Consider the following 24,418-nt stretch of genomic DNA (forward strand, 5'->3'; position numbering starts at 1 on the left):
TAGCCGCTGCCCACGAGCGTGCGGACGAGGAGTAGAGCGGCACGTCACCCCGCCGGGACGAGGACGGCGCGCGCGGGCAGGAGGACGCTCGGGCGGCCACCCACCCGAGCAGAGGGGGTCCGGCCGTGGTCGACCTGACCGACGAGCAGAAGCAGCGCATCGCCGACCTGATCGAGCCGCTGCGCGTCCCCCCGGGCAGCACGGTGGACCTCGCGAGGGACTTCGACCCGGGTCACCGCTCCGGCCTGGTCCGCAAGAAGGACGGCCGCCGGCTGCTGGAGACCGGCATCGCCCTGCTCGCGGAGTACCAGGCCCGGCTGGCGGCCCAGCAGAGGCACGGGGTGCTGGTGTGCCTGCAGTCGCTGGACGCCGGCGGCAAGGACGGGACCATCCGGCACGTCATGAGCGGCGTGAACCCGCAGGGCGTGCACGTCCGCGGGTTCAAGGTGCCCTCGGCCGAGGAGCTCGACCACGACTACCTGTGGCGCTACGCCTGCCGGCTGCCGGCGCGGGGCGAGATCGGCATCTTCAACCGGTCGCACTACGAGGAGGTCCTCGTCGTCCGGGTGCACCCCGAGCTCCTCGCCCGCCAGAAGCTGCCGCCGGGCCCGCCCGGTGAGGACATCTGGGCGCGCCGGTACCGCGAGATCAACGACTGGGAGCGCTACCTGGTCGACAACGGGCTGGCCGTCGTCAAGCTGTTCCTCAACCTGTCACGGGAGGAGCAGCGGACGCGCTTCCTCAAGCGGATCGACGTCCCGGAGCGCAACTGGAAGTTCTCCGCCGCCGATGCGCGCGAGCGCCGCCGGTGGGACGACTACCAGCTCGCCTTCTCGCACATGCTGTCGGCGACCAGCACGGAGCACGCGCCCTGGTACGTCGTGCCGGCCGACCACAAGTGGTTCGCCCGGATCTGCGCCGCCGCGGTCCTCGCGGACACGCTGATCAGGATCGACCCGCGCTACCCGACGGTGGACGACGACACCCGGCGGGACCTGGCCGCCGCACGGCGCGAGCTGGAGGAGCAGGCCCCCGACGGCGCCCCCGCCGACCCCTACGCCGCGGCGCACGAGCGGCACCACGACGGGCACCACCACCGGAAGGCGACGGGCACGCCGGCGCGCCGGGGGAAGGCCGCGGTCAGGGCCGGCACCGGTGTCTAGCCGCACCGACCCGGCGACCGGCACCGCGCCGTCCGCGGCCACGACGGCCTGGTACGGCCGGACGCCCGAGGACGTGGCGCAGGCCCTCGGCGTCGACCCCCGGGTCGGGCTGCCGGCCGCGACGGCGGCCGAGCGGCTGCGCCGCGACGGCCCGAACGCGCTGCCCGAGGAGCGGGCCCAGCCGGGGTGGTTGCGGTTCCTCCAGGAGTACCGCAGCTACATGCAGATCATCCTGGTGGCCGCCGCGATCGTGTCGCTGCTGATCGCCGAGTGGGGCACGGCGGTGCTGCTGCTGGTGCTGACGGTCCTCAACGCGGTCATCGGGCTCCGGCAGGAGGGCAAGGCCGAGAGCGCGATGAACGCGCTGCGGTCGCTGATGAAGGCCACCGCGCGGGTCCGCCGCGACGGCGCCGAGGCCGAGATCCCGGCCGAGGCGCTCGTGGTCGGTGACGTCGTCCTGATCGCCGCCGGCGACCAGGTGCCGGCCGACGGCCGGATCGTCGCCGCGAGCTCCCTCCAGATCGACGAGTCCGCGCTGACCGGGGAGAGCGTGCCGGCCGCCAAGGACGCGCAGGCCCTCGACGGCAGCGGCCTGGGTCCCGGGGACCAGACCTGCATGGCGTTCATGAACACGCCGGTGACCCACGGCAGCGGCACGCTGCTCGTGACGGCCACCGGTGCCGGCACCGAGCTCGGCAAGATCTCCGCGATGCTGTCGGCGCGGGGCCGGGAGAAGACCCCGCTCACCGCCCAGCTCGACCGGCTGACGCTGTGGATCGCCGGCGCGGCGGGGTTGACGATGGTCGTGATGTTCGTCCTCGGCCGCTCGCGCGGCGAGGCCTGGGACGTCCTGTTCGTCAGCGCCGTCACCCTGGCGATCGCCGCCGTCCCCGAGGCGCTGCCGACGGTGACCCAGATGATCCTGTCCCTCGGCGGGGTGGACCTGGCCGCGCGCAACGCGATCGTCAAGGAGCTGCCGTCGGTCGAGACGCTGGGGTTCACCTCGGCGATCAACTCCGACAAGACCGGCACGCTGACCATGAACCAGATGACCGTCGTCGAGGTCGTCGGACCCGGTGACCGCTGGACGGTCTCCGGCACCGGCTACTCCCTCGAGGGGCGGGTCCACCACCCGGTCGGGACGACGGGGTCGATCGAGACGGCGATCCTGCCCTACGTGGTCGCTAACGACGCGCGGCTCGTCGACGGCGCGGTCGTCGGCGACCCCACGGAGGGCGCCCTGCTGGTGCTGGCGCACAAGGCGGGACTCGACATCGACGCCACGCGCGAGGCGCTGCCCCGGCTCGCGACCCTCCCGTTCGACCCGACCACCAAGCTCATGGCCACCTTCCACGCGACCACGGGCGATGACGGGCGGCCGGTCGTGCGGGTGTTCGTGAAGGGCGCGGCCCCGGCGGTGCTGGAGCGGTCCACCCGGGCGCGGTCGGCGACGGGACTCCTCCCCGAGGGCGCCGGCCTGGCCGACCGCGCCCAGGAGCACGTGGAGCGGATGGAGCGCGCCGGCCGGCGCGTCATGGCCGGCGCCGTCCGCGACCTCGACCCGTCCGGCTTCGACCCGGGCGGCGACCTGCTGGCGCACGTGACCGAGCTCGAGGCGACCAGCCTGGTGGGGATGGTCGACCCCCCGCGGCCGCAGTCGAGGGCGGCGGTGGCCGAGGCGCAGGCGGCGCACATCCGCGTGCGCATGGTGACCGGGGACGACGTCATCACCGGCGCCGCCATCGCCGAGCAGCTGGGCATCCCCGGGGAGTCCCTGCTGGGCGAGGAGTTCGCCGCCCTCTCCGAGGAGGAGCGGCTGGCCCGGATCGACCGGATCGGCGTGGTCGGCCGGGTGGCCCCCGAGCACAAGGTCCTGCTGGTCGACACCCTGAAGAAGAAGGGGGACGTCGTCGCGATGACCGGCGACGGCGTCAACGACGCCCCCGCGATCAAGGCCGCGGACATCGGCATCGCGATGGGCAGCGGCACCGACGTCGCCAAGAACGCCGGGCGGATGATCCTCTCCGACGACGACTTCGCCACCATCGTCTTCGCGGTGGAGCAGGGCCGGAAGATCTACGACAACCTCACGAAGTACATCCGGTTCGTGCTGATCCTGCTGGTCGTGTTCGTGCTCACCTTCCTGGGCGCCAGCCTGCTGAACATCGCCGGCGGCGAGCCGTTCACCCCCGCACAGGTGCTGTGGATCCACTTCTTCGTCAACGCGGCGTTCGGGCTCGCGCTCGGCTTCGACCGGGAGACGCCCGGCCTCATGCGGTTGCGGCCGCGTCCGCGCGGCGAGTCGCTGCTCACCCCGCGGCTGGTGGTCACCGTCGGCCTCACCGGCCTGGTGATCACCGCCGGGCTGCTGCTGCTCATCTCGGTGGGCACCGACCCGTGGGGGCTCGAGGTGGCCCGCTCGGTGGCGTTCACCTCGTTCGCCCTGTGCCTGGTCGTCGCCGCGCTGGAGGTGCGCAGCGAGACGGGCACCGTGCTCACCACGAGCACGTTCGACAGCAAGCAGATGAACCGGGCGCTGGCGGTCGAGCTGGTGCTCGCCGTCCTGGTCACGCAGATGGACGTCTTCCAGCGGCTCCTGGACACCACCGCCCTCTCACTGGCCCAGTTCGGCTGGGCCCTCGTGCCCGCCCTGGCCCTGCTGGTGGTCTGGGAGCTCGGCAAGCTGGTGGCCCGCCGCACCGAGCGGGTGGACCCGGGCGCAGCTCAGCCGTCGCCGCGCGGCGCGTACATGATCACCAGCACTCCGACGAGGCAGACCGCCGCGCCGACCAGGTCCCAGCGGTCGGGGCGGTAGCCGTCGGCCACGGCACCCCAGGCGAGGCTCCCGGCCACGAACACCCCGCCGTACGCGGCGAGGACGCGGCCGAAGTGCGGATCGGGCTGCAGGGTCGCCACGAGGCCGTAGCCGGCGAGCGCCAGGAACCCGCCGGCGACCCACAGCCAGCCGCGGTGCTCGCGGATGCCCTGCCAGACCAGCCAGGCCCCGCCGATCTCGGCGACCGCCGCGACGGCGAACAGGACGAGGGACCGCAGCACCGTCACGCGGCGATCATGCCCGCGGACGGCGGCCGGCCGGACGATGAGTTGCGGGACCGGCGCAGGTCAGACCCCCCAGGACCACCGAGAGACCGACGTGCTCGCACCCGGAGGGGACGCATGGCCAAGCTCATCTACTCGATGATCACCTCGCTCGACGGCTACGCCGAGGCGGCCGAGGGCGACCTCGGCAAGGGGGCCGAGGACCCGGAGGTGCACACCTTCATCGGGGACGTCTTCCGCCACATCGGCACGTTCCTCTACGGCCGGCGCATGTACGAGACGATGGTCTTCTGGGAGACGGTGCACGAGGAGCCCGACGTGCCGCCGCACATCCTGGAGTACTCGCGCGACTGGCGGGCCGCCGAGAAGGTCGTCTACTCCACGACGCTGGAGTCGGTGTCGAGCGAGCGGACCAGGATCGAGCGGACCTTCGACCCGGAGGCGGTGCGCCGGCTCAAGGAGGAGTCCGCGCACGACCTCAGCATCGACGGCCCCACCCTCGCCGCCCAGGCGATCGCCGCGGGCCTGGTGGACGAGTACCACCTCTTCACGACGACGAGCGTGGTCGGCGGCGGCAAGCGGTTCTTCCCCGACGGCGTGCGCCTCGACCTCGAGCTGGTCGAGCAGCGCGCCTTCGCCACGGGGCTGATCTACGCGCACTACCGGACCCCCTGAGCGCCACCGGTCCGCGGAGCCCGGACACGACGAAGGGCCAGGCCCCCGTCCCGGGGTTCGCCTGGCCCTTGCGCGCGGTGGGCGATACTGGGTTCGAACCAGTGACCTCTTCGGTGTGAACGAAGCGCTCTACCACTGAGCCAATCGCCCGCGTCGGCTACGAGTATAGGCAGCCGGTCAGCGCCACAGCGGCACCCACCCCGGGACCCAGTCCGGGACGCCGAGGACGTGCAGCACGACGACCACGACGCCGTACACGAACGCCGCCGTGGCCAGCGCGATCAGCAGCCGCACCCAGACCGGCCGGGCGGTGACCCAGTCGGTCCAGCGCTTGACGTGCTTCTTGGTGAACTCCAGCAGCCGCTCGGCCCAGGTGAACTCGGTGGCCAGCACGAACAGGCCGGCGATCACGGTGAGCCAGCCGGGCCCGGGCAGCGGGATGGTGGCCAGGCCGACGGCGACGACGAGGCCGCCGACGACGCCGACCATCACCCGGTAGGTGTGGTTGGTCGTGCGGCGGGCGGCGAGCCGGCGGCGCCAGCCGGTGTCGCGGACGCGCTCGCGCAGGCTGCGGTGCTCGTCGGCGTCGTAGCGGGCGCGCCGCTGCTCCTCTGTCTCCCGCTCGGGCGGCTGCTGCGGCGCCCGCGCGGTGTCCGGTGCGCTCAGCTGGTCACCTCACCCGTCGCGACGACCTCCGACGGGGTCGCCGGAGCGTGGCGGCCGGGCTCGATGCTGACGGCGTAGCCGGTGTAGTCGTCGAGCCCGATCCGGTCGGAGCCTACGGTCCGCAGGTCCATCTGCGACCGTACGACGTCGAAGGTGCCCAGGGGGACCGGATCGCCGTCCCCCATCCCCCAGACGACGTAGATCTGCGACGCGGTGTCGTTCATGCCCAGCCCCTGGGTGACCACCTGGAGCTGCCCGTCGCGGGCGACGACCGTGGCGACCACGGTGTCCTCGTGGCTGAGCGGCGCGATCGTCGCCTGCCCGGGTCGCAGCAGCGACTGCATGATCTCCGACTGCTCGGCCACGGTGCTCTCCGCGCGGTCTCGCGCGTCGCCGAGGACGACGGTCCAGGTGCCGAGCGCGAGCAGCGCGGCGACCACGGCCGCCACGAGCGCCGAGGGCAGCAGCCGGCGCCACTGCGACCGCTGCGGGGCGGTTCTGGGCCGGCCGTGCTCGTAGAGGGGGAAACCGCTCGCCTGGCGCGGCGGCTCGAGATCGGCCGCGACCTCGGCGAGCGGGGCGAGGTCGTCGGCGGGCGGGCGGTCCTCGTCGGCCGGCCGGACCTGCTCGGTCGACTGCACCGCCGCCCGCAGCCGGTCGCCCAGCTCGGCCGACGGCTCGGCCGGCGGCAGGTCGGTGGCCAGCGCGGCCATGACGTCGGAGGTCTCGGCGACGGTGCGGGCGCAGCGGGCGCAGTCGGGCAGGTGCAGGCTGAAGGCCGCCTCGTCCTCGGGCTCGAGCGCGTGCAGCGCCCAGCCGACGGCCAGCTCGTCGTAGAGCGCGTGGTCACCCGCGCGGTGCGCGCCGCTCACCGGGTCGTCCCGTCCACCGGGGCGGCGCCGCCGAGGGCACCTCCGAGCGACGGCCCGCCGGTGGCGCCGCCCAGCTCCTCCTTGAGCCGGCGCATCCCGGCCAGCATGCGGGTCTTCACGGTGCCGAGCGGGGCGCCGGTCAGCGCGGCGACCTCGCGCTGCGTGTAGCCGCCGTAGTACGCGAGGGTGAGCGCCTCGCGCTGGGCCGCGGGCAGGACACCCAGCGCCACCCGCACCCGCTCGGCGACGACCCGGTTCCACGCCTCGTCCTCGACGTCGCGGGTGGCGGTGGGGGCGCTCAGCGCGAGCTCGTCCTCGGCCCGCGCCTGCCGGCGCCGCTGGGACTCCTCGCGGCGGACGGCGTCCACCGCCTTGTGGTGCACCATCGCCAGCAGCCAGGACGCGAAGCTGCCGCGCGAGCGGTCGAAGGCGCCGGGGTCGCGCCACACGGTGAGGAAGACGTCCTGCAGCACGTCCTCGGCGAGGATGTCGTCGCCGAGGACGCGGCGGGCCAGCGCGAACGCCGGGCGGCGGAACCGGGCGTACAGGTCGTCGACCGCCCCCCGGTCACCCGCCCGGATCCGGCGGACGAGTGCGGCGTCGGCCGGGTCCTCCGCCGAGCGCCGTTCCGGACGGCTCACGGCTCCTATCGTCACACGTTCCCTTCGGCCCCATGAGGGATTCCGGTTCGGTGCCCGTGGGGCGGATGTGACTCGTGGGGCGAGTCGGGTATCAGGACGTCACCAAGCGGGCACCACCTCGTTGTGAAGAACATGGCGCGCCGCTCCTCCTCCCGCTACTCCTCCCCGCTCACGCTGCAGCTGATCGGCCCCCGGTCGTGGACCGAGGTCCCCGCGCTGCTCGTCTACGACGCCGCGGACCCGTTCGCCGTCCGGATCACCTTCGGCGACACCAGCAGCAGGGCCGGTGAGGAGGACGGCGTCACCTGGCTCATGGGCCGCGAGCTGCTGCGGGCGGGCCTCGACCGCCCGGCCGGCGAGGGTGACGTCCGGCTGTGGCCGGCCTCGGCCACGGCCGACGTGCTGTTCCTGCACCTGCGGGCGCCGTCGGGCGAGGCTCTGTTCGAGCTCTCCCGCGCGACCCTCACGGCCTTCCTCCGCGAGACCGAGGCGCTCGTGCCGTCCGGGTCCGAGGCCGCCGCCCTCGACATCGACCAGGAGCTCATGGCCCTGCTCTCCAACGGCGGTGCCGACCCGACAGGCCGCTGACCTGGGAGGACACGCGTCCGAGACACCCGGCCGCCCCCCCTGCGCCACACCCCCGCGGCGGCCGTGTAAAGTTCTCGACGCAACGCGGACGTGGCTCAGTTGGTAGAGCATCACCTTGCCAAGGTGAGGGTCGCGGGTTCGAATCCCGTCGTCCGCTCGGAACCTCGGGCGCCGGTCGCAAGACCGGTGCCCGTGTGCGGTGGAGTGGCCGAGAGGCGAGGCAACGGCCTGCAAAGCCGTCTACACGGGTTCAAATCCCGTCTCCACCTCGTCGTCTCCCTCGCGGAGCACGAGCGCGGAGGAGGGTCCGGCCGCCAGGCCGGCTCGGGCGATTGGCGCAGTGGTAGCGCGCTACCTTGACACGGTAGAGGTCACTGGTTCGAACCCAGTATCGCCCACACGATCAGCGAGGCCCCGGGTCACCGACCCGGGGCCTCCTGCGTTCCCGGGGCCGGGGCGGAGGGGCACCCCCACCCCGAGCGGCAGGACGACGACGCGTCTTCCGCGGAGGTCAGCCGAGGCGCGGGGCCACGTGCTCGGCCCAGAAGCGGTCGACCTGCGCGGCCAGCTCGTCGCGGCTGCCGCTGTTGTCCAGGACGACGTCGGCCTCCGCCCGGCGCTGCTCGTCGGTGGCCTGGGCGGCGATCCGGGCCCGGGCGTCGGCCTCGGGCAGGCCGCGCTGCACGATCCGCGCCACCCGGGTGTCCAGGTCGGCCTCCACCACGAGGACGAGGTCGTAGCGGCCCGCCTGGCCGGTCTCGACCAGCAGGGGGATGTCGTGGACCAGGACGGCGTCCGGCGGGGCCGCAGCGGCCAGCTCGGCGGCCCGGGCGCGCACCAGCGGGTGCACGATGCCGTCCAGCCGGGCGCGGGCCTGCGGGTCGGCGAACACCACCGCCGCCAGCGCCGGCCGGTCCAGGCCGCCGTCCGGGCCGACGACGCCGTCCCCGAACGCCTCCACGACGGCCGCCAGGCCGGGCGTGCCGGGCTCGACGACCTCCCGGGCGATCCGGTCGGCGTCGACGACCACCGCGCCACGGGCGGCCAGCAGGGCCGACACCGTGCTCTTGCCCGATCCGATCCCGCCGGTCAGCCCGATGTTCAGCACCGGGCGAACCTATCCGGCGTCAGATCACGGAACGGCAACACCCGGAACTCGCGCCCGGCGCGTCGCACCAGTCACACGAGTTCCCACCAATAACCTCCGCCTCGGCGCTCTTCCCCCGCCGAGAGAGGCAGAACCAGAACATGTCCCGTCCCATGCAGGCCCGTCCCTCGACCCCGTCCGCCGGTCGTGGCCCCGGTCGCCACCGGATCGAGCGCGCCGGCGGGGTGCGCGTCACCGACCTGCCGGCCGTCCGCGAGCGGCTGCAGACCGAGCGCGGCGCCCCGCAGCGCAACGCCTTCCTGCGGTGGCTGCTGCCCACCGCCCCGTCCGGGCGGCACACCTGGAACTTCCTCGCCGTGTCCGGCGGCCGGCCGCGCACGGCGTTCGCGATCATCCTGTCCCTTTAGCAGCACGCCGGCCCCGCGGACCGACGTCCGCGGGGTCTCCCGCGTGCCCACGACTCGCCGGCCGGGGAACGACAGAGGCCCGGAACCCCGCGGGGTTCCGGGCCTCTGCTCGTCTGCGCGGGTCAGACCGTCAGACGGTCACTCCCCGCCGGCCAGCTTGGCGCGCAGCGCGGCCAGCGCCTCGTCGCTGGCCAGCGTGCCGCCGCTGGCGTCGCTCGCCGCGGCGTCGCCACCGCTGGAGTAGTTGCCACCGGCCGCGGCCTCGGCGTCGGCCTCCTTGGCCGCCGCGATCTGCTTGCGGTGCGCCTCGTACCGGGCCTGGGCCTCGGCGTACTGCCGCTCCCAGGTCTCGCGGGCCTCGTCGTAGCCCTCGAGCCACTCGCCGGTCTCCGGGTCGAAGCCCTCGGGGTAGATGTAGTTGCCCTGCTCGTCGTACGACGCGGCCATGCCGTAGGCGGCCGGGTCGAACACGTCCTCGTCGCCGACGACGCCCTCGTTGGCCTGCTTGAGCGACAGCGAGATGCGCCGGCGGTCGAGGTCGATGTCGATGACCTTGACCAGGATCTCGTCGCCGACCTGGACGACCTGCTCCGGGATCTCCACGTGGCGCTCGGCCAGCTCGGAGATGTGGACCAGGCCCTCGATGCCCTCGTCGACGCGGACGAACGCACCGAAGGGCACCAGCTTGGTGACCTTGCCGGGGACGACCTGGCCGATCTGGTGCGTGCGGGCGAACTGGCGCCACGGGTCCTCCTGCGTCGCCTTCAGCGACAGGGAGACCCGCTCGCGGTCGAGGTCGACGTCGAGGACCTCGACGGTGACCTCCTGGCCCACCTCGACGACCTCGGACGGGTGGTCGATGTGCTTCCAGGACAGCTCGGAGACGTGCACCAGGCCGTCGACGCCGCCGAGGTCGACGAACGCGCCGAAGTTGACGATCGAGGAGACGACGCCGGTGCGCACCTGGCCCTTGGCGAGCTTGTTGAGGAACTCGCTGCGGACCTCGGACTGGGTCTGTTCCAGCCACTGGCGGCGGGAGAGGACGACGTTGTTGCGGTTCTTGTCGAGCTCGATGATCTTGGCCTCGAGCTCGCGGCCCACGTAGGGCTGCAGGTCGCGGACGCGGCGCATCTCGACCAGCGAGGCGGGGAGGAACCCGCGCAGGCCGATGTCGAGGATCAGACCGCCCTTGACGACCTCGATGACGGTGCCGGTGACGACCTCGTCGGCTTCCTTCTTGGCCTCGATCGTGCCCCAGGCGCGCTCGTACTGGGCGCGCTTCTTGGACAGGATCAGGCGGCCTTCCTTGTCCTCCTTCTGGAGGACGAGAGCTTCCACCTCGTCGCCGACCTTGACGACCTCGTTGGGGTCGACGTCGTGCTTGATGGACAGCTCGCGCGAGGGGATGACGCCCTCGGTCTTGTAGCCGATGTCCAGCAGCACCTCGTCCCGGTCGACCTTGACGATCACGCCTTCGACGATGTCTCCGTCGTTGAAGTACTTGATGGTCTGGTCGATCGCGGCGAGGAAGTCCTCTGCGGTGCCGATGTCGTTGACCGCGATCTGGGGGGTGCTGGAAGGACGGACCTGGGTGGAGGTCATGTGGTCGAGTGCTCCGGACGGTTTGCTCGTAGGGACGGGACGACCCGCGGCCGGTCGGCCGCGGGAAGAGCGGGGAGAGCCGGCGGGCGCCGTTCCCCTTGACCGGGGCACAACGCTGACAGACCTCAAGCGCATTCCCATCGTACGGACGGAAGCTGGGGTCGGTCCACCTGGGTCGTGGCGGCCGGGGGCCGCGCGGGGTGCGACCCTGGCAGGCCATGAGCGCTCCCCCGCCACCCGATGACGAGCTGCCCCTCGGTACCGACGGGTACCCGGCGGCCAGCGGTGTGGCGCGTCGGCCGGCCGGGACGGCGGAGTCGGTCCGCGCCAACCGCCGCTGGTGGGACGCCGCGGCGCCGGCCTACCTCGCTGAGCACGGCCGCGACCTGGGCGACGTCGACTTCCTCTGGTGCCCCGAGGGGCTGCGCGAGAGCGAGGCGCACCTGCTGGGCGACGTCACCGGCCGGCGGGTGCTGGAGATCGGCTGCGGGTCGGCGCCCTGCTCGCGGTGGCTGCGGCAGGCCGGCGCCTCGCCCATCGCCCTCGACCTGTCGGCCGGCATGCTGCGCCGGGCGGCGGCGCTCAACCTGGCGACCGGCCTCGCCGTGCCCCTCCTGCAGGCCGACGCCGGCGCGCTGCCGCTGGCCGACGAGAGCGTCGACCTCGCCTGCTCCGCCTTCGGCGGCCTGCCGTTCGTCGCCGACGTCGAGGGCGCGCTGCGGGAGGTCGCCCGCGTGCTGCGCCCGGGCGGGCGGTTCGTCGCCTCGGTCAACCACCCGCTGCGCTGGCCGCTGCCCGACTCCCCCGACCCCGACGACCTGCGGGTCATCGGCTCCTACTTCGACCGCACGCCCTACGTCGAGACCGACGACGCGGGCCGCACCGTCTACGTCGAGCACCACCGGACCGTCGGCGACTGGGTGCGGGCCGTCGTCGGCGCCGGCCTGGTGCTCACCGACCTGCTCGAGCCGGAGTGGACGCCCGGCCGCACCCAGGTCTGGGGCCAGTGGTCCCCCGCCCGGGGCGCGCTCGTGCCGGGGACGCTCGTCCTCGTCTGCACGAGACCCACCTGAGCTCCCGGCCCTCACCAGGGGTCGCCGTCGCGCCGGTCGCAGGTGAGTTCCTCGTCGGGATCGAGCGCGAAGGCGCCGGGCAGCACGTGCACGGAGCCGTCGTCGTCGGGGTGGGCTGCACCCCCGACGGCGTGAGCGCCGAGGTCCGCCCCCGCCAGAGCCGGCAGCCGCGGGCGGCGTAGAGGGCCGCGCCGTCGTCGGTGGCCGACAGCGCCCCGAGGTCGTAGGCCGAGCGGACCACGTCCTCCAGCAGTGCCACCGTGCCGCCATCGTCGCCGGATCATCCGCCCCGAGTGACGCGGGCCGGCCGGTCCGGGGCGGACGCTGCCCGGCACCGGCGCGACCGCGCCCGGCACCGGACCGGCGAGGAGGGACCATGGCGCACACGCCAGCAACCGCCGACCGCAGCACGTCCCAGCCGTCCCGCGAGCCCACCCGCTGGGTCGGCCTGGTGGTCTTCGCCGGGGTGATGATGGCGATGCTGGGGTTCTTCCAGGCCATCGCGGGCCTCGCGGCGATCGTCAACGACGACTACTACCGCACGGCGCCCGACCGGCTGGTGCTGGTGGACGACTACACCACCTGGGGCTGGATCCACCTGCTGCTCGGCATCGTCATCTTCCTCGCCGGCGTCGGCGTGATGAGCGGCAACGCGTTCGCCCGCGCCGTCGGGGTCGTGCTCGCCGTGCTCAGCGCGGTGTCGGCCCTGGCCTTCAGCCCCGCCCAGCCGGTGTGGGCGGCGATCGTGGTGGCCGTCGACGTCCTGGTCATCTACGCGCTGACCGTGCACGGCGGGGAGATGGAGCGGGTCTGACCGCCTCCTAGTGGGCGGCGGCGTCCCAGCTGGCGCCGAAGCCGACCGACACCTCGAGCGGCACCGACAGCTGCGCGGCCCCGGCCATCTCGCGGCGGACCAGGGCCTCCAGCGCCTCGCGCTCCCCCGGCGCCACCTCGAGCACGAGCTCGTCGTGCACCTGCAGCAGCATCCGCGACGAGAGCCCCTCGGCGGCGATCGCCCTCTCCACGTCGAGCATGGCGACCTTCATGACGTCGGCGGCCGAGCCCTGGATGGGGGCGTTGAGCGCCATCCGCTCGGCCATCTCCCGGCGCTGCCGGTTGTCGCTGGTCAGGTCGGGCAGGTAGCGGCGCCGGCCGAGGGTCGTCTCGGTGTAGCCGGTCTGCCGCGCGTCGTCGACGACGCCGTCGAGGTAGTCCCGGATCCCGCCGAAGCGCTCGAAGTAGGCGTGCATCTGCTCGCGCGCCTCCTCCGGGGTGATCCGCAGCTGCTGGGCCAGCCCGTAGGCCGACAGCCCGTACGCCAGGCCGTAGCTCATCGCCTTGATCCGCCGCCGCATCTCCGGGTCGACGTCCTCGATCGGGATGCCGAACGCCCGGGAGGCGACGAAGGAGTGCAGGTCCTCCCCGGAGGTGAACGCCTCGATGAGGCCCTCGTCGCCGGAGAGGTGCGCCATGATCCGCATCTCGATCTGGCTGTAGTCGGCGGTCATCAGCGACTCGTAGCCGCTGCCGACCACGAACGCCTGCCGGATCTGGCGGCCCTCGGCCGAGCGGATCGGGATGTTCTGCAGGTTCGGGTCGATCGACGACAGCCGGCCGGTGGCGGCGATCGTCTGCTGGAACGTGGTGTGGATCCTCCCGCCGTCGTCGACCATCGGGATCAGCCCGTCGATGACGGTGCGCAGCCGGGTGACGTCGCGGTGGCGGAGCAGGTGCTCGAGGAACGGGTGCCCGGTCTGCGCCAGCAGGCTGGTCAGCGCGTCGGCGTCGGTGGTGTACCCGCTCTTGATCTTCTTCGTCTTCGGCAGGCCGAGCTCGTCGAACAGCACGACCTGCAGCTGCTTGGGCGAGCCGAGGTTCACCTCGCGGCCGATGACGGCGTAGCACTCGTCGGCGGCGGCGGCGACCTCGTCGGCGAACTGCCGCTGCAGCTCGGTGAGGAAGTCCAGGTCGGCGGCGATGCCCCGCTGCTCCATGCGACCGAGCACGAACGACAGCGGCAGCTCCAGCTCGCCCAGCAGCCGGTCGCCGCCGCGCTGGCCGAGCACGCTCTCCAGCGCGTCGGAGAGGTCGTTGACCGCGACGGCCTTGAGGACGTCGACCTTCGCGGCCTCGGCGGCGAGGTCCTCCTCGGAGGGCCCCATGCCGTCGAGGGTCAGCTGCGCCTCCTCGGCGGCGGCGTCCTTCAGCTCGCGCCGCAGGTAGCGGACGGCGAGGTCGCCCAGGTCGAACGACCGCTGCCCGGGCAGCGCCAGGTACGCGGCGAGCGCGGTGTCGCTCACCACCCCGGCGAGGTCCCAGCCGCGCGCCCAGACGGCCAGCAGCGGGCCCTTGACCTCGTGCACGACCTTGGGCTTCGACGGGTCGGCGAGCCAGGCGGCCAGCGCCTGCTCGTCGGCGGCGTCCAGCGACGGGCCGAGGTCGACGAAGGTGGCGGCGTCGTCGCCGGCGGCCAGGGCGAGCCCGGTCAGCTCGCCGGTGCCGCGCCCCCAGGTACCGCGGAAGATCAGCCCGGTCCGGCCGGTCGCGTGGGTGGCGAGCCAGTCCCCGAGCGCGCCGGGGGCGACCTGGTCGACCGAGACGTCGAAGCCGCCCTCCACCTCGGGCTCGGCGCTGGTCAGCGTCGCGAACAGCCGCTCGCGCAGCACCCGGAACTGCAGGTTGTCGAAGAGGGTGTGCACCTCGTTGCGGTCCCACGGCTGCACGGCGAGGTCGGCCGGCCCCACCTCGAGCGGCACCGACCGGTCGAGCTCGGTGAGCCGCCGGTTCTGCAGCACCGAGGACAGGTGCGCCCGTAGGGCCTCGCCCACCTTGCCCTTGACCGTGTCGACCCGGTCGACCAGCTCGTCGAGGGAGCCGTACTCGCGGACCCACTTGGCCGCGGTCTTCTCCCCCACGCTCGGGATGCTCGGCAGGTTGTCGCTCGGGTCGCCGCGCAGGGCCGCGAAGTCGGGGTACTGGGCCGGCGAGAGCCCGTACTTGGTCTCGACCTCCTCCGGCGTGAACCGGGTGAGGTCGGAGACGCCCTTGCGCGGGTAGAGCACGGTCACGTGCTCGTTGACCAGCTGCAGCGCGTCGCGGTCGCCGGTGCCGATGAGCACGTCCATGCCCTGCTCCACCGCCTGCACGGTGAGCGTGGCGATGACGTCGTCGGCCTCGTAGCCCTCGGCGGTGATGAACGGGATGCGCAGCGCGCCCAGGACCTCCTGGATCAGGCTGACCTGCCCGCGGAAGTCGGTGGGGCTCTCCGACCGGTTGGCCTTGTACTCGGCGTAGATCTCCGAGCGGAAGGTCTTGCGGCCGACGTCGAAGGCGACGGCGAGGTGCGTCGGCTGCTCGTCGCGCAGGATGTTGATCAGCATCGACGTGAAGCCGTAGACCGCGTTGGTCGGCTGTCCCGTCGTCGTGGAGAAGTTCTCGACGGGCAGGGCGAAGAACGCGCGGTAGGCCAGCGAGTGGCCGTCGAGGAGCAGCAGCCTTGGGCGCGGCCCCGTCGTCGGAGCGGCGGCGGAGGGCGCGGGGGCGGAGACCGGAGCGGACATCGGAGCCGATCCTAGGTGCGACCGCCGACAACGCCGTCCCCCCGCACGGAGCGGTGGGCGGGCCTGGTTACCGTCCCCCGGTGACCACCACCCGTCCCGCCTGGATCCCGGAGGGCACGATCAGCCCGCTCGACGACAAGCTGGGCATCCGGATCACCGACTACGACCCCGACCGGCTGGTCGCCACGATGCCGGTCGCGGGCAACCAGCAGCCGTACGGCCTGCTGCACGGCGGGGCCACCTGCACGCTGATGGAGACGGTCGGGTCGTGGGCCGGGGCCCTGCACGCCGGGCCCGAGCGGCAGGTCGTCGGTGTCGAGCTGAACGTCAGCTACCTGCGCTCGGCGACCGCGGGCTCGGTGACCGCCGTCTGCACGCCCGTGCGCCGCGGCCGCACCCTCGCGACCTTCCTCATAGAGGTCAGCGACGAGCAGGGCCGGCCGACCGCGACCGGCCGGCTGACCACGCTGGTCAGGGAGGCCTGAGCTACCGGTCGGCGACGGGGGCGTCGCGCCGGCCGAGGGCGGGGACGCGCCGGGGCACCGGCACGCCCAGCCGGCTGCGGCGCCAGGTGAGCAGCGAGCTCACCAGGGTCTCGCGGGGCACGATCCGGCGGGTGGCCAGCGGCGCGAAGCCCATCCGGGACAGGAAGCGCTGCCGTTCGGGCTCGTGCCCGCCGCAGGTGGCGACGACGTGCTGGGCGCCGACCTCCTCGGCGTGGGCGGCCGCGGCGGCGAGCAGCGCGGCCCCGACCCCGCGCCGCCGGTGCTCCCGGTGGACGACGAGGTTGTCCACGGTCACCTGCGGCGCACCGAGGACGACCGACAGCGGCTCCACGCCGAGCACCGCCAGCCCCACCGCCCGCTCGCGCCCGCCGCCGTCGTCGACGGCGAGGACGACGCGGTGGTCGGGATCGGCGAGCAGCCGGGCGAAGCCGGCCGCGGTCGCCGAGCCGGGCAGCTGACCGGTGAGCAGCCCCTCGGCGTGCGCCTCGGCCCGGTGCTGTCGCACCAGCTCCAGGACGGCGGTGAGGTCCTCGGCCTGCGCGATGCGCACGCTGCAGGACGACGACGACAGCGCCACGCGCGCACGCCAACCGGAACCCGGCACCGCAGCCTCCCCTGGACGGTGCCCGAAGCGTGCACCCGCAGAGGTCCGGGGAGGCGGCGGCGCGCCGGAGCGAAGTGCTGGAACGGCCCCCTGCAGGGTCCCGCCGCGAGCTCGCGAGTGGCGGGGGGCAGGGGGTCCTTTCAGACGTCGCCGCCGAGGTAGGCGGCGCGCACGCTGTCGTCCTGCGACAGCTCGGCGCCGGTGCCCTCGCGCATGATCTCCCCGGTCTCGAGGATGTAGGCGCGGTCGGCGATCCGCAGCGCCTGCGCGGCGTTCTGCTCGACCAGCAGGATCGTCGTCCCCTGCTCCCGGATGTCGGTGATGATCGAGAAGATCTGCTGGATCAGCTTGGGCGCCAGCCCCATGGAGGGCTCGTCGAGCAGCAGCAGCTTCGGCCGCGACATCAGCGCCCGCCCGATGGCCAGCATCTGCTGCTCACCGCCGGACATGGTGCCGGCCGGCTGGGTGCGCCGCTCCAGCAGCCGCGGGAACAGCGTGAACACGCGCTCGAGGTCGGTCGAGCGGGTCTTGGCCCGGTCGGCCCGCGCGTAGGCGCCCATGTCGAGGTTCTCCTCGACCGACATGCCCGGGAAGATCCGCCGTCCCTCCGGCGACTGGCTGATGCCCAGCGGCACCCGCTCGTGCGACGCCATGTGGGTGACGTCCCGCCCCTGGAAGCGGACGCTGCCCGCCCGGACCTTGCGCAGCCCGGAGAGCGTCTTCAGCGTCGTCGTCTTGCCCGCGCCGTTGGCGCCGATGAGCGTGACGACCGAGCCCTCCTCGACGACGAAACCGATGTCGCGGATCGCCTCGATGCGGCCGTAGTTGACGCACAGCCCCTCGACCTCGAGCAGCATCAGGCGCTCGCCTCCTCGTCGGTCTCGGTGCCCAGGTAGGCGGCGATGACGGCCGGGTCCTCGCGGATCTCGGCCGGCAGCCCCTCGGCGATCTTCCGCCCGAACTCCAGGACGGCGATCCGGTCGCTCACGCCCATCACCAGGCTCATGTCGTGCTCGATCAGCAGCACGGTGAGCCCGCTGTCGCGGATCCGGCGGATCAGCTGCATGAGCTGCCGCTTCTCCGCCGGGTTGAACCCGGCCGCCGGCTCGTCCAGGCACAGCAGCTTGGGCCGGGTCGCCATGGCCCGCGCGATCTCCAGCCGCCGCTGCTCGCCGTAGGAGAGGTTCCGGGCCAGCTCGTCGGCCCGCCGCTCCAGGCCCATGAACCGCATGACCTCGCGGGCGGTCTCCTCGCCCTCCTGCTCCTCGCGGCGGTGCCGCGGGGTGCGGAACAGCGCGTTGGCGACCCCGGTCCGGTGGTGCGCGTCGGCGCCCACCAGCACGTTCTCCCGCGCGGTCATGTTCGGGAAGAGCCGGATGTTCTGGAACGTCCGGGCGATCCCGAGGCGGGTGATGGCGTGCCGCTTGCGCCGGCCGAGCGGCTCGCCGGCGAAGCGCACCGAGCCCGACGTCGGCTGGTAGACGCCGGTCATCACGTTGAAGCACGTGGTCTTCCCGGCGCCGTTCGGCCCGATCAGGCTGAAGATCTCGCCCTCGCGCACGTCGAAGCTGACGCCGTCGAGGGCCAGCAGACCGCCGAAGCGGATGCTGACGTCGTCGACCGACAGGAGCACCTCGCGGGCGGACCGGTCGGCGGGGACGGGGTCAGACACGCTCTGGCTCATCGATGTCGGTCCCCTCTTCCAGTGCTTCCTGTTGCTCGTCGGCGGCCTTCGCCCGTCTCGCGCGGCGCGGCGGCAGCAGGCCCTGCGGCCGGAAGTTGGCCAGCAGCAGGAGCGCGAGGCCGAAGACCAGCAGGCGCCACTCCTCGAAGCCGCGGAACCGCTCGGGCAGGTACGCGACCACGATGGCGCCCAGGATGACGCCGTAGCGGTTGCCCGCACCACCGACGACGACGGCGGCGACGAACAGGATCGACAGCAGCAGCTGGAACGACTCGGGGTTGATGAACCCCTGCCGGGAGGCGAACAGGGCGCCCGAGAGGCCGCCGATGAACGCGCCGGAGGCGAAGGCCAGCAGCTTGAACTTGAACGTCGGGACGCCCATGAGCTCGGCGGCGTCCTCGTCCTCGCGGGTCGCCTCCCACGCCCGGCCCACGCGGGACAGCCGCAGCAGCCGGTCGGCGCCCAGCACCAGGAAGATCACCGTGAGCGCCAGCCAGTAGTACGGCGCCTGGTCGGCGACGCCGAAGGTGAGGAACACCGTCGTGTCGTCGAGGTCGACGAACGCGGTGAAGCCGTCCCACGACAGGTGCGGGATCTCGAACAGCTCGACGCTCGGCGGCCTGGGGATCTGGGTGATGCCCCGCGCCTCGCCGAGCCACTCGGTGTTGAGCGCCGTCAGCCGGATGATCTCGCCGAACCCGAGGGTCACGATGGCGAGGTAGTCACCGCGCACCCGCAGGGTGGGCGCGCCCAGCAGCACGCCCGAGATGGTCGTGAGGATCACGGCCAGCGGGATGAGCAGCCACCACGACCACTGGAACTGCAGCGACCCGAAGACGGCGACGGTGTAGGCGCCGATCGCGTAGAACCCGACGTAGCCGAGGTCGAGCAGGCCGGCGTAGCCGAGGACGATGTTCAGACCCAGCGCCACCAGCACGTAGCTGGCCACGGTGAACAGCACGGCGCCGAAGTCGGTGTCGGGCGTGCTGATGATCGGCAGCTCGAGCAGCGGCAGCGCGTACAGGAAGACGACCAGCAGGGCGACCAGCGCCCACTTGACCGGCTTCGGCAGGGCGTCCACCCGGCGCGCCAGCGCCCCGCGGTCCCACCCGGGGCGCTTGCGGCGCGACCCGGCCGCGGTCGCGGTGGCGCCGGTGGCCTTCGACGGGGCGCTCATGCGCGGGCCCTCCCCAGGCTCTCGCCGAGCAGCCCGCTCGGGCGGAACAGCAGGATCACGACGAGGAGGAGGAACGCGACGACATCGCGCCACTCCGACCCGACGATGGCAGAACCGTAGTTCTCCGCGAGGCCGAGGACGAACCCGCCCAGCAGCGCCCCGCGGATGTTGCCGATGCCGCCCAGGACGGCGGCGGTGAACGCCTTGACGCCCAGCAGGAAGCCGGCGTTCCAGCGCGTGACGCCGAACCGCATGAGGTACAGCAGCGCGGCGGCGCCGGCCATGACGCCGCCGACCAGGAACGTCGTCCGGATGATCCGGTTGCGGTTGACGCCCATGAGCGCGGCGGCCTCGGCGTCCTGCGCCACGGCACGGATGCCGCGGCCGGCACGGGTGCGGCGGATGAACTGGTCCAGCGCGATCATCATCACGACCGCGCTCACGAGGATGATCAGGTCGACGTTCGTCACGGTGTAGCCACCGATCGTGAACACGCCCTCGGTCTCGAGCGGGTTGAGGAAGCGGGTGTTGTCCCGGGCCGCGCGCACGTAGGTGTCGAGGTCGTCGCGCAGGCCGAAGAAGTCGGCGATGCGGTCGCGCAGGCCCATGAACTCGGCGAGCGCGAAGCTGGCGCCGATGGCGCTGATCAGCGCGACGAGCTTGGGGGCGTCGAGGCGGACGAGCCGGCGGTAGGCGACCCGCTCGAGGAGCAGGGCCACGCCGCCGCTGACCGCCATGGCGGCGATCAGGGCCAGCAGCAGGACGCCGATCGCGGTGATGAGCGGGCCACCCGGGGCGACGCCGAGGGTCACGGTCACCCAGACGGCGGCGAAGCTGCCGAACATCCAGACCTCGGAGTGCGCGAAGTTGATCAGCTGCAGCACGCCGTAGACCAGCGTGTAGCCGAGCGCGACGAGGCCGTACACCGCACCGAGGACGAGGCCGGTGATCGTGAGTTCGACGAAGTTGTTGAGGAGGAAGGTCACGGGGCCTCCGGGCCTGAACGGAGCGCACGGCCGGGCCCCTCGGCGGGACCCGGCCGTGCCACTCTAGGGGCGGGCGTCGATCAGGAGGTGGGGATCTCCTGGTCGGCGACGATCTCGCCGCCCTCGACCTTGTAGGCCCACACCGCGATCTCCTCGACCTCGCCGTTGTCACCGAACGAGACGTTCTTGGTGATGCCCTCGCCCGAGTAGCCGTTCACGAACTCGAGCATGGCCTCGCGGTCGGTGCTGCCGTCGTCGATGCCGGCGAGGAACACGTTGGCCGCGTCGTAGGCCTCGGCCGAGTAGGTGCCCGGCGCGGAGCCGAACGCCTCCTCGTAGGCGCTGAAGAAGTCCTGCTGCTCCTCCGGGGGCAGGCAGGGGCAGGTGATGATGGTGCCCTCGGCGGCGTCACCGGCGGCCTCGATGAAGCCCGGGTCCTTGACGCCGTCGGCGACCACGAACGTGGCCTCGACACCGGCGCCCCGCATCTGCTGCACGAGCAGGCCCGCCTCGGCGTAGTAGCCACCGAAGAACACCGCCTCGGCGCCCGAGTCACGGATGGCCGTGACCGTGGCCGAGAAGTCGGTCTGACCGGTCTGGATGGTGTCGGTGCCCACGACGGCGTCGCCGAGGTCCTCGACCACGATCTCGGCCAGGCCGGCGCCGTACTCCGAGGCGTCGTCGACGACGAACACCGTCTGGCTGCCCAGCACGTCGTTGATGTAGGACGCGGCCGCCGGGCCCTGGGTGGCGTCGTTGCCGAGGATCCGGTGGAACGTGTCCCAGCCGTTCTCGGCCAGCGCCGGGTTGGTGGCCGACGCGGTGATCGTCGGCAGCCCGCCCTCGGCGAAGATCGGGCCGGCGGTGTTGGACTCGCCGGAGAAGGCGGGGCCGACGATGCCGACGACGTTCTCGTCGCCGATGGCCTGCGTGGCCAGACCGGTCGCCTGGTTGGGGTCACCCGCGGAGTCGTACTCCTCGAGCGTCACCTGGCAGTCGGCGTTCTCCTCGTTGTGCTGGTCGACCGCCAGCTGGACGCCGTTGCGGATGTTGATGCCGAGGTTCGCGGCCGCACCGGTCAGCGCGCCGAAGAAGCCGATGGCGACGTCCTCGCAGCTGCCGGCCTCCGAACCGCCGCCGCCCGAGCCTTCGTCGTCACCGCCCGTGGTGCCGCCGCACGCGCTGAGCACGAGCGCCGCCGCGATTAGCGCACCACCGCTCTTGATCGAGAAACGCACATGACCTCCCGTGCCTGGTCGGCGAGCCGCCTGTCGGCACGCCGGACGTTTTCCGCCGTCCCACGGGACAGCGCCGGGTCACAGTAGGTCGCGAGATGCACCCTCGGGGACGGCCTGGGACCAGTCGTGACCGTCTCGTGATCGCAGAAGTCGCGGCGAGGGCGCCCTCAGGCCGGAGAATTCTCCGGCGCGGCGTCCTCGGCCAGCAGCTTCTCGGCCAGTGCCTTCATCGACGTGCGCTCGTTCATGGCGGTCCGCTGGATCCAGCGGAAGGCCTCGGCCTCGGTCAGCCCGCGCTCGGCCATGAGCTTGCCCTTGGCCTTCTCGACGACCTTGCGGGCCTCCAGCCGCTCCTCCAGCGAGCGCACCTCGCCGTCGAGCGCGGTCATCTCGGCGAACCGGGCGCGGGCCACCTCGATGGCCGGCACCAGGTCGTTCTTCGAGAACGGCTTGACCAGGTAGGCCATGGCGCCGGCGTCGCGGGCGCGCTCGACCAGCTCGCGCTGGCTGAAGGCGGTGAGCACGATGACCGGGGCGGTGCGGGCCTGGGCGATCTGCTCCGCCGCGGACAGGCCGTCGAGGACCGGCATCTGGATGTCGAGGATGACGAGATCGGGCCGCAGCTGCTGGGCCTGGTCCACCGCCTGCTGCCCGTCGCCCACCTCGGCGACGACGGTGTAGCCCTCCTCCTCCAGCATCTCCTTGAGGTCGAGGCGGATCAGCGCCTCGTCCTCCGCGATGAGGACCCGGGTCGTCTCGCTGCTCACGGTCCGGAAGCCTAGCGGCGCGGACCGTGCGCCGTCCGTGCCGTTCACCACGCCCGGAAAGCTGCCCGCTACCCTGCGGGGGCCGGTACCCCGGCGCGCCCCCGTACCCCAATCGGCAGAGGGAGCGGATTCAAAACCCGCGCAGTGTGCGTTCGAGTCGCACCGGGGGCACGGTGCTGTTCGTGCGGGTCCACCCGCGCCGGCGGCCGCGGAGCCGCGTCACGGCACGGCTCCGCGGTCGGTCCCCCGGCTCGAGCCGGCCGGGTGCCGGCCCCGCTCGCGGCCAGCCGACCCGGCGGTCAATACGGTGACTGCGTGACCGGCCACATGACGCCCGAGCAGTTCCGCCAGCACGGCCACGAGGTGGTCGACTGGATCGCCGACTACTGGGCGCGCATCGGGTCGTTCCCGGTCCGCTCGCAGGTCTCCCCCGGGGACGTCCGGGCCGCGCTGCCGCCGGCGCCGCCCGAGCAGGGCGAGCCGTTCGCCGCCGTCCTGGCCGATCTCGACCGCGTCGTCCTGCCCGGCCTCACGCACTGGCAGCACCCCGGCTTCTTCGGCTACTTCCCCGCGAACACCTCAGGCCCGTCGGTCCTCGGCGACCTGGTGAGCGCCGGGCTCGGCGTCCAGGGGATGTCGTGGGTGACCAGCCCGGCCGCGACCGAGCTCGAGCAGCACGTCCTCGACTGGTTCGCCGACCTGCTCGGCCTGCCGGGGTCGTTCCGCTCCACCGGCGCCGGCGGCGGTGTCGTGCAGGACTCCAGCTCGGGGGCCAACCTGGTCGCCCTGCTCGCGGCGCTGCACCGCGCCAGCAAGGGCGCCACGGTGCGCCACGGCGTGGAGCCGGACCGCGCCACGGTCTACGTCTCGGCCGAGACGCACTCGTCCATGGAGAAGGCGGTGCGGATCGCCGGCCTGGGCAGCGACGCCGTCCGGGTCGTCGAGGTGGACGGCGACCTGGCCATGCGGCCCGCCGCGCTCCGGGCGCGGCTGGAGCGCGACACCGCCCGCGGCTACACGCCCGTCCTGGTCTGCGCCACGGTCGGGACGACGTCGACGACGGCGGTCGACCCGCTGGCCGAGCTCGGCCCGATCTGCCGCGAGGCCGGCGTGTGGCTGCACGTCGACGCCGCGTACGCGGGCGTGAGCGCGGTCCTCCCCCAGCTGCGCGAGCTGCAGGCCGGCGTCGAGTGGGCCGACAGCTACACCACCGACGCGCACAAGTGGCTGCTCACCGGCTTCGACGCCACCCTGTTCTGGGTCGCCGACCGGGCCGCCCTCACCGGCGCGCTGGCGATCCTGCCCGAGTACCTCCGCAACGCCGCCACCGACGCCGGTGCCGTCGTCGACTACCGCGACTGGCAGATCGAGCTCGGCCGCCGCTTCCGCGCGCTCAAGCTGTGGTTCGTGCTGCGCTGGTACGGCGCCGAGGGGCTGCGCGAGCACATCCGCGGCTCGGTGGCGCTGGCTCAGGAGCTGGCGTCGTGGGCCGAGGCCGACGACCGGTTCGACGTCCCCGTGCCGCACCCGCTCTCGCTGGTGTGCCTGCGGCCGCGCTGGGCCGCCGACGTGGACGCCGACGTGGCGACGATGACGCTGCTGGAGCGGCTCAACGACGGCGGCGAGGTGTTCCTGACCCACACCACGGTCGGCGGGCAGGTGGTGCTGCGGGTGGCCGTCGGCGCACCGGCGACGACGCGGTCGCACGTCGAGCGGGTGTGGGCGCTGCTGTGCGAGAACCACGACTGGCTGGCGAACGACTTCGCCGAGCAGGCGGCGCAGCGGGCGGCCGAGGAGGCGGCGGCCCGCGCCGTGGCCGCTCGCCGCGCCGAGGAGCAGCGCGCGGCCCGGGAGGCAGCCGAGCGCGAGGCCGCAGCCGAGCGCGAGGCCGCGGCCGAGCCGGCACCGCAGCCGGACGAGGCCGTCGCCGAGGCCGAGGCGTCCCCCGCCGCCGCGGCCGCACCGGTGGTCGAGACGCCGGCGAGCCAGGACGAGTCGCCCACCCAGGCGGCCTCCCAGGAGGACCCGCCCACGCCCTGAG

At 73.2% G+C, this 24,418-nt stretch carries 23 protein-coding genes and 5 tRNA genes; 13 read left to right on the forward strand and 15 right to left on the reverse strand.

The window, feature by feature from the left end; all coding sequences use genetic code 11:
- Nucleotides 1-125 precede the first annotated feature (125 nt).
- Together ACI797_RS17025 and ACI797_RS17030 are read left to right on the forward strand one after the other, a co-directional pair.
- Entirely contained in the window at nt 126-1,163 is a 1,038-nt protein-coding gene (locus tag ACI797_RS17025) for a polyphosphate kinase 2 family protein (RefSeq protein ID WP_456859932.1), read from the forward strand.
- Nucleotides 1,156-3,978 (forward strand): cation-translocating P-type ATPase, encoded by a 2,823-nt coding sequence (locus ACI797_RS17030; RefSeq protein WP_456859934.1) that lies wholly within the window; start codon nt 1,156-1,158, stop codon nt 3,976-3,978. The genes ACI797_RS17025 and ACI797_RS17030 overlap by 8 nt, the downstream gene beginning before the upstream one ends.
- On the opposite strand, the gene ACI797_RS17035 is transcribed toward ACI797_RS17030, so the two are convergent.
- Nucleotides 3,888-4,226, reverse strand: coding sequence for a YnfA family protein (locus ACI797_RS17035; RefSeq protein WP_456859935.1), 339 nt, complete (start codon nt 4,224-4,226; stop codon nt 3,888-3,890). The two genes, ACI797_RS17030 and ACI797_RS17035, sit on opposite strands and share 91 nt — an antisense overlap.
- Nucleotides 4,227-4,340: 114 nt before the next feature.
- Between ACI797_RS17035 and ACI797_RS17040 the strand changes: the two genes are divergently transcribed.
- Entirely contained in the window at nt 4,341-4,898 is a 558-nt protein-coding gene (locus tag ACI797_RS17040; RefSeq protein ID WP_456859936.1) for a dihydrofolate reductase family protein, read from the forward strand.
- A 78-nt stretch (nt 4,899-4,976) separates the two neighbouring features.
- Here the strand turns inward: ACI797_RS17040 and ACI797_RS17045 are convergent.
- The 4 genes from ACI797_RS17045 to ACI797_RS17060 form a co-directional block, all read right to left on the reverse strand.
- A tRNA-Val gene (locus tag ACI797_RS17045) sits at nt 4,977-5,048 on the reverse strand.
- 27 nt (nt 5,049-5,075) lie between these two features.
- A complete protein-coding gene (locus ACI797_RS17050; protein WP_456859976.1) occupies nt 5,076-5,387 on the reverse strand; it encodes a PGPGW domain-containing protein in 312 nt (103 codons plus the stop codon).
- A gap of 173 nt (nt 5,388-5,560) precedes the next feature.
- Complete coding sequence (locus tag ACI797_RS17055) at nt 5,561-6,436, reverse strand: anti-sigma factor (protein WP_456859937.1); 876 nt, start codon at nt 6,434-6,436, stop codon at nt 5,561-5,563.
- Nucleotides 6,433-7,077 (reverse strand): sigma-70 family RNA polymerase sigma factor, encoded by a 645-nt coding sequence (locus ACI797_RS17060; RefSeq protein WP_456859938.1) that lies wholly within the window; start codon nt 7,075-7,077, stop codon nt 6,433-6,435. The genes ACI797_RS17055 and ACI797_RS17060 overlap by 4 nt, the downstream gene beginning before the upstream one ends.
- Nucleotides 7,078-7,209: 132 nt before the next feature.
- On the opposite strand from ACI797_RS17060, the gene ACI797_RS17065 reads away from it, so the two are divergent.
- From ACI797_RS17065 to ACI797_RS17080, 4 genes are all read left to right on the forward strand, one after another.
- Nucleotides 7,210-7,665: an SsgA family sporulation/cell division regulator gene (locus tag ACI797_RS17065; protein ID WP_456859939.1), complete on the forward strand. Its 456-nt coding sequence runs from the start codon at nt 7,210-7,212 to the stop codon at nt 7,663-7,665.
- 84 nt (nt 7,666-7,749) lie between these two features.
- Nucleotides 7,750-7,822: transfer RNA gene (locus ACI797_RS17070), tRNA-Gly, on the forward strand.
- Between the two features lie 41 nt (nt 7,823-7,863).
- Nucleotides 7,864-7,934: transfer RNA gene (locus ACI797_RS17075), tRNA-Cys, on the forward strand.
- Between the two features lie 57 nt (nt 7,935-7,991).
- Nucleotides 7,992-8,063: transfer RNA gene (locus ACI797_RS17080), tRNA-Val, on the forward strand.
- Between the two features lie 113 nt (nt 8,064-8,176).
- Here ACI797_RS17080 and coaE read toward each other — a convergent pair.
- A complete protein-coding gene (gene coaE, locus ACI797_RS17085) occupies nt 8,177-8,773 on the reverse strand; it encodes a dephospho-CoA kinase (protein ID WP_456859941.1) in 597 nt (198 codons plus the stop codon).
- A 140-nt stretch (nt 8,774-8,913) separates the two neighbouring features.
- Here coaE and ACI797_RS17090 point away from each other — a divergent pair, with 140 nt between their 5' ends.
- Nucleotides 8,914-9,180 (forward strand): hypothetical protein, encoded by a 267-nt coding sequence (locus ACI797_RS17090; RefSeq protein WP_456859942.1) that lies wholly within the window; start codon nt 8,914-8,916, stop codon nt 9,178-9,180.
- A 138-nt stretch (nt 9,181-9,318) separates the two neighbouring features.
- On the opposite strand, the gene rpsA is transcribed toward ACI797_RS17090, so the two are convergent.
- Complete coding sequence (rpsA, locus tag ACI797_RS17095) at nt 9,319-10,782, reverse strand: 30S ribosomal protein S1 (protein ID WP_456859944.1); 1,464 nt, start codon at nt 10,780-10,782, stop codon at nt 9,319-9,321.
- Between the two features lie 218 nt (nt 10,783-11,000).
- Here rpsA and ACI797_RS17100 point away from each other — a divergent pair, with 218 nt between their 5' ends.
- Nucleotides 11,001-11,855, forward strand: a complete 855-nt coding sequence (locus ACI797_RS17100) for a class I SAM-dependent methyltransferase (protein WP_456859945.1) — start codon at nt 11,001-11,003, stop codon at nt 11,853-11,855.
- A 376-nt stretch (nt 11,856-12,231) separates the two neighbouring features.
- A complete protein-coding gene (locus ACI797_RS17105) occupies nt 12,232-12,669 on the forward strand; it encodes a DUF7144 family membrane protein (RefSeq protein WP_456859946.1) in 438 nt (145 codons plus the stop codon).
- A gap of 7 nt (nt 12,670-12,676) precedes the next feature.
- Here ACI797_RS17105 and polA read toward each other — a convergent pair whose 3' ends face one another.
- Nucleotides 12,677-15,415 carry a DNA polymerase I gene (gene polA / locus ACI797_RS17110; RefSeq protein ID WP_456859947.1) on the reverse strand — a complete coding sequence of 913 codons (2,739 nt, stop codon included), beginning with the start codon at nt 15,413-15,415 and terminating at the stop codon, nt 12,677-12,679.
- Nucleotides 15,416-15,495: 80 nt separating this feature from the next.
- Here polA and ACI797_RS17115 point away from each other — a divergent pair, with 80 nt between their 5' ends.
- Entirely contained in the window at nt 15,496-15,900 is a 405-nt protein-coding gene (locus tag ACI797_RS17115) for a PaaI family thioesterase (protein WP_456859948.1), read from the forward strand.
- 1 nt (nt 15,901) lies between these two features.
- On the opposite strand, the gene ACI797_RS17120 is transcribed toward ACI797_RS17115, so the two are convergent.
- From ACI797_RS17120 to ACI797_RS17150, 7 genes are all read right to left on the reverse strand, one after another.
- Nucleotides 15,902-16,498 carry an N-acetyltransferase family protein gene (locus ACI797_RS17120; protein WP_456541041.1) on the reverse strand — a complete coding sequence of 199 codons (597 nt, stop codon included), beginning with the start codon at nt 16,496-16,498 and terminating at the stop codon, nt 15,902-15,904.
- Between the two features lie 167 nt (nt 16,499-16,665).
- Entirely contained in the window at nt 16,666-17,382 is a 717-nt protein-coding gene (locus ACI797_RS17125; protein WP_456541040.1) for an ABC transporter ATP-binding protein, read from the reverse strand.
- On the reverse strand, nt 17,382-18,197 hold the full coding sequence (locus ACI797_RS17130) for an ABC transporter ATP-binding protein (protein WP_456859949.1): 816 nt from the start codon (nt 18,195-18,197) through the stop codon (nt 17,382-17,384). Before ACI797_RS17130 ends, ACI797_RS17125 begins: the two co-directional genes overlap by 1 nt.
- On the reverse strand, nt 18,190-19,386 hold the full coding sequence (locus ACI797_RS17135; RefSeq protein ID WP_456859951.1) for a branched-chain amino acid ABC transporter permease: 1,197 nt from the start codon (nt 19,384-19,386) through the stop codon (nt 18,190-18,192). The genes ACI797_RS17130 and ACI797_RS17135 overlap by 8 nt, the downstream gene beginning before the upstream one ends.
- Complete coding sequence (locus tag ACI797_RS17140) at nt 19,383-20,372, reverse strand: branched-chain amino acid ABC transporter permease (RefSeq protein ID WP_456859953.1); 990 nt, start codon at nt 20,370-20,372, stop codon at nt 19,383-19,385. Before ACI797_RS17140 ends, ACI797_RS17135 begins: the two co-directional genes overlap by 4 nt.
- Before the next feature lie 80 nt (nt 20,373-20,452).
- A complete protein-coding gene (locus tag ACI797_RS17145) occupies nt 20,453-21,610 on the reverse strand; it encodes a branched-chain amino acid ABC transporter substrate-binding protein (RefSeq protein ID WP_456859955.1) in 1,158 nt (385 codons plus the stop codon).
- A 167-nt stretch (nt 21,611-21,777) separates the two neighbouring features.
- A complete protein-coding gene (locus ACI797_RS17150; RefSeq protein ID WP_456541035.1) occupies nt 21,778-22,377 on the reverse strand; it encodes an ANTAR domain-containing response regulator in 600 nt (199 codons plus the stop codon).
- Nucleotides 22,378-22,474: 97 nt separating this feature from the next.
- On the opposite strand from ACI797_RS17150, the gene ACI797_RS17155 reads away from it, so the two are divergent.
- Nucleotides 22,475-22,548: transfer RNA gene (locus ACI797_RS17155), tRNA-Leu, on the forward strand.
- Nucleotides 22,549-22,692: 144 nt separating this feature from the next.
- Nucleotides 22,693-24,417: an aminotransferase class V-fold PLP-dependent enzyme gene (locus ACI797_RS17160; RefSeq protein WP_456859956.1), complete on the forward strand. Its 1,725-nt coding sequence runs from the start codon at nt 22,693-22,695 to the stop codon at nt 24,415-24,417.
- Nucleotide 24,418 lies beyond the last annotated feature (1 nt).

This window comes from Geodermatophilus sp. SYSU D00691 (assembly GCF_054050275.1).

Bases quoted from the DNA above. Each gene is read 5' to 3' on its own strand.
- ACI797_RS17040 (WP_456859936.1), top strand. From the start codon at position 4,341: ATGGCCAAGCTCATCTACTCGATGATCACCTCGCTCGACGGCTACGCC.
- ACI797_RS17050 (WP_456859976.1), bottom strand. From the start codon at position 5,387: ATGGTCGGCGTCGTCGGCGGCCTCGTCGTCGCCGTCGGCCTGGCCACC.
- ACI797_RS17065 (WP_456859939.1), top strand. From the start codon at position 7,210: ATGGCGCGCCGCTCCTCCTCCCGCTACTCCTCCCCGCTCACGCTGCAG.
- ACI797_RS17090 (WP_456859942.1), top strand. From the start codon at position 8,914: ATGTCCCGTCCCATGCAGGCCCGTCCCTCGACCCCGTCCGCCGGTCGT.
- rpsA (WP_456859944.1), bottom strand. From the start codon at position 10,782: ATGACCTCCACCCAGGTCCGTCCTTCCAGCACCCCCCAGATCGCGGTC.
- ACI797_RS17100 (WP_456859945.1), top strand. From the start codon at position 11,001: ATGAGCGCTCCCCCGCCACCCGATGACGAGCTGCCCCTCGGTACCGAC.
- ACI797_RS17105 (WP_456859946.1), top strand. From the start codon at position 12,232: ATGGCGCACACGCCAGCAACCGCCGACCGCAGCACGTCCCAGCCGTCC.
- polA (WP_456859947.1), bottom strand. From the start codon at position 15,415: ATGTCCGCTCCGGTCTCCGCCCCCGCGCCCTCCGCCGCCGCTCCGACG.
- ACI797_RS17125 (WP_456541040.1), bottom strand. From the start codon at position 17,382: ATGCTGCTCGAGGTCGAGGGGCTGTGCGTCAACTACGGCCGCATCGAG.
- ACI797_RS17135 (WP_456859951.1), bottom strand. From the start codon at position 19,386: ATGAGCGCCCCGTCGAAGGCCACCGGCGCCACCGCGACCGCGGCCGGG.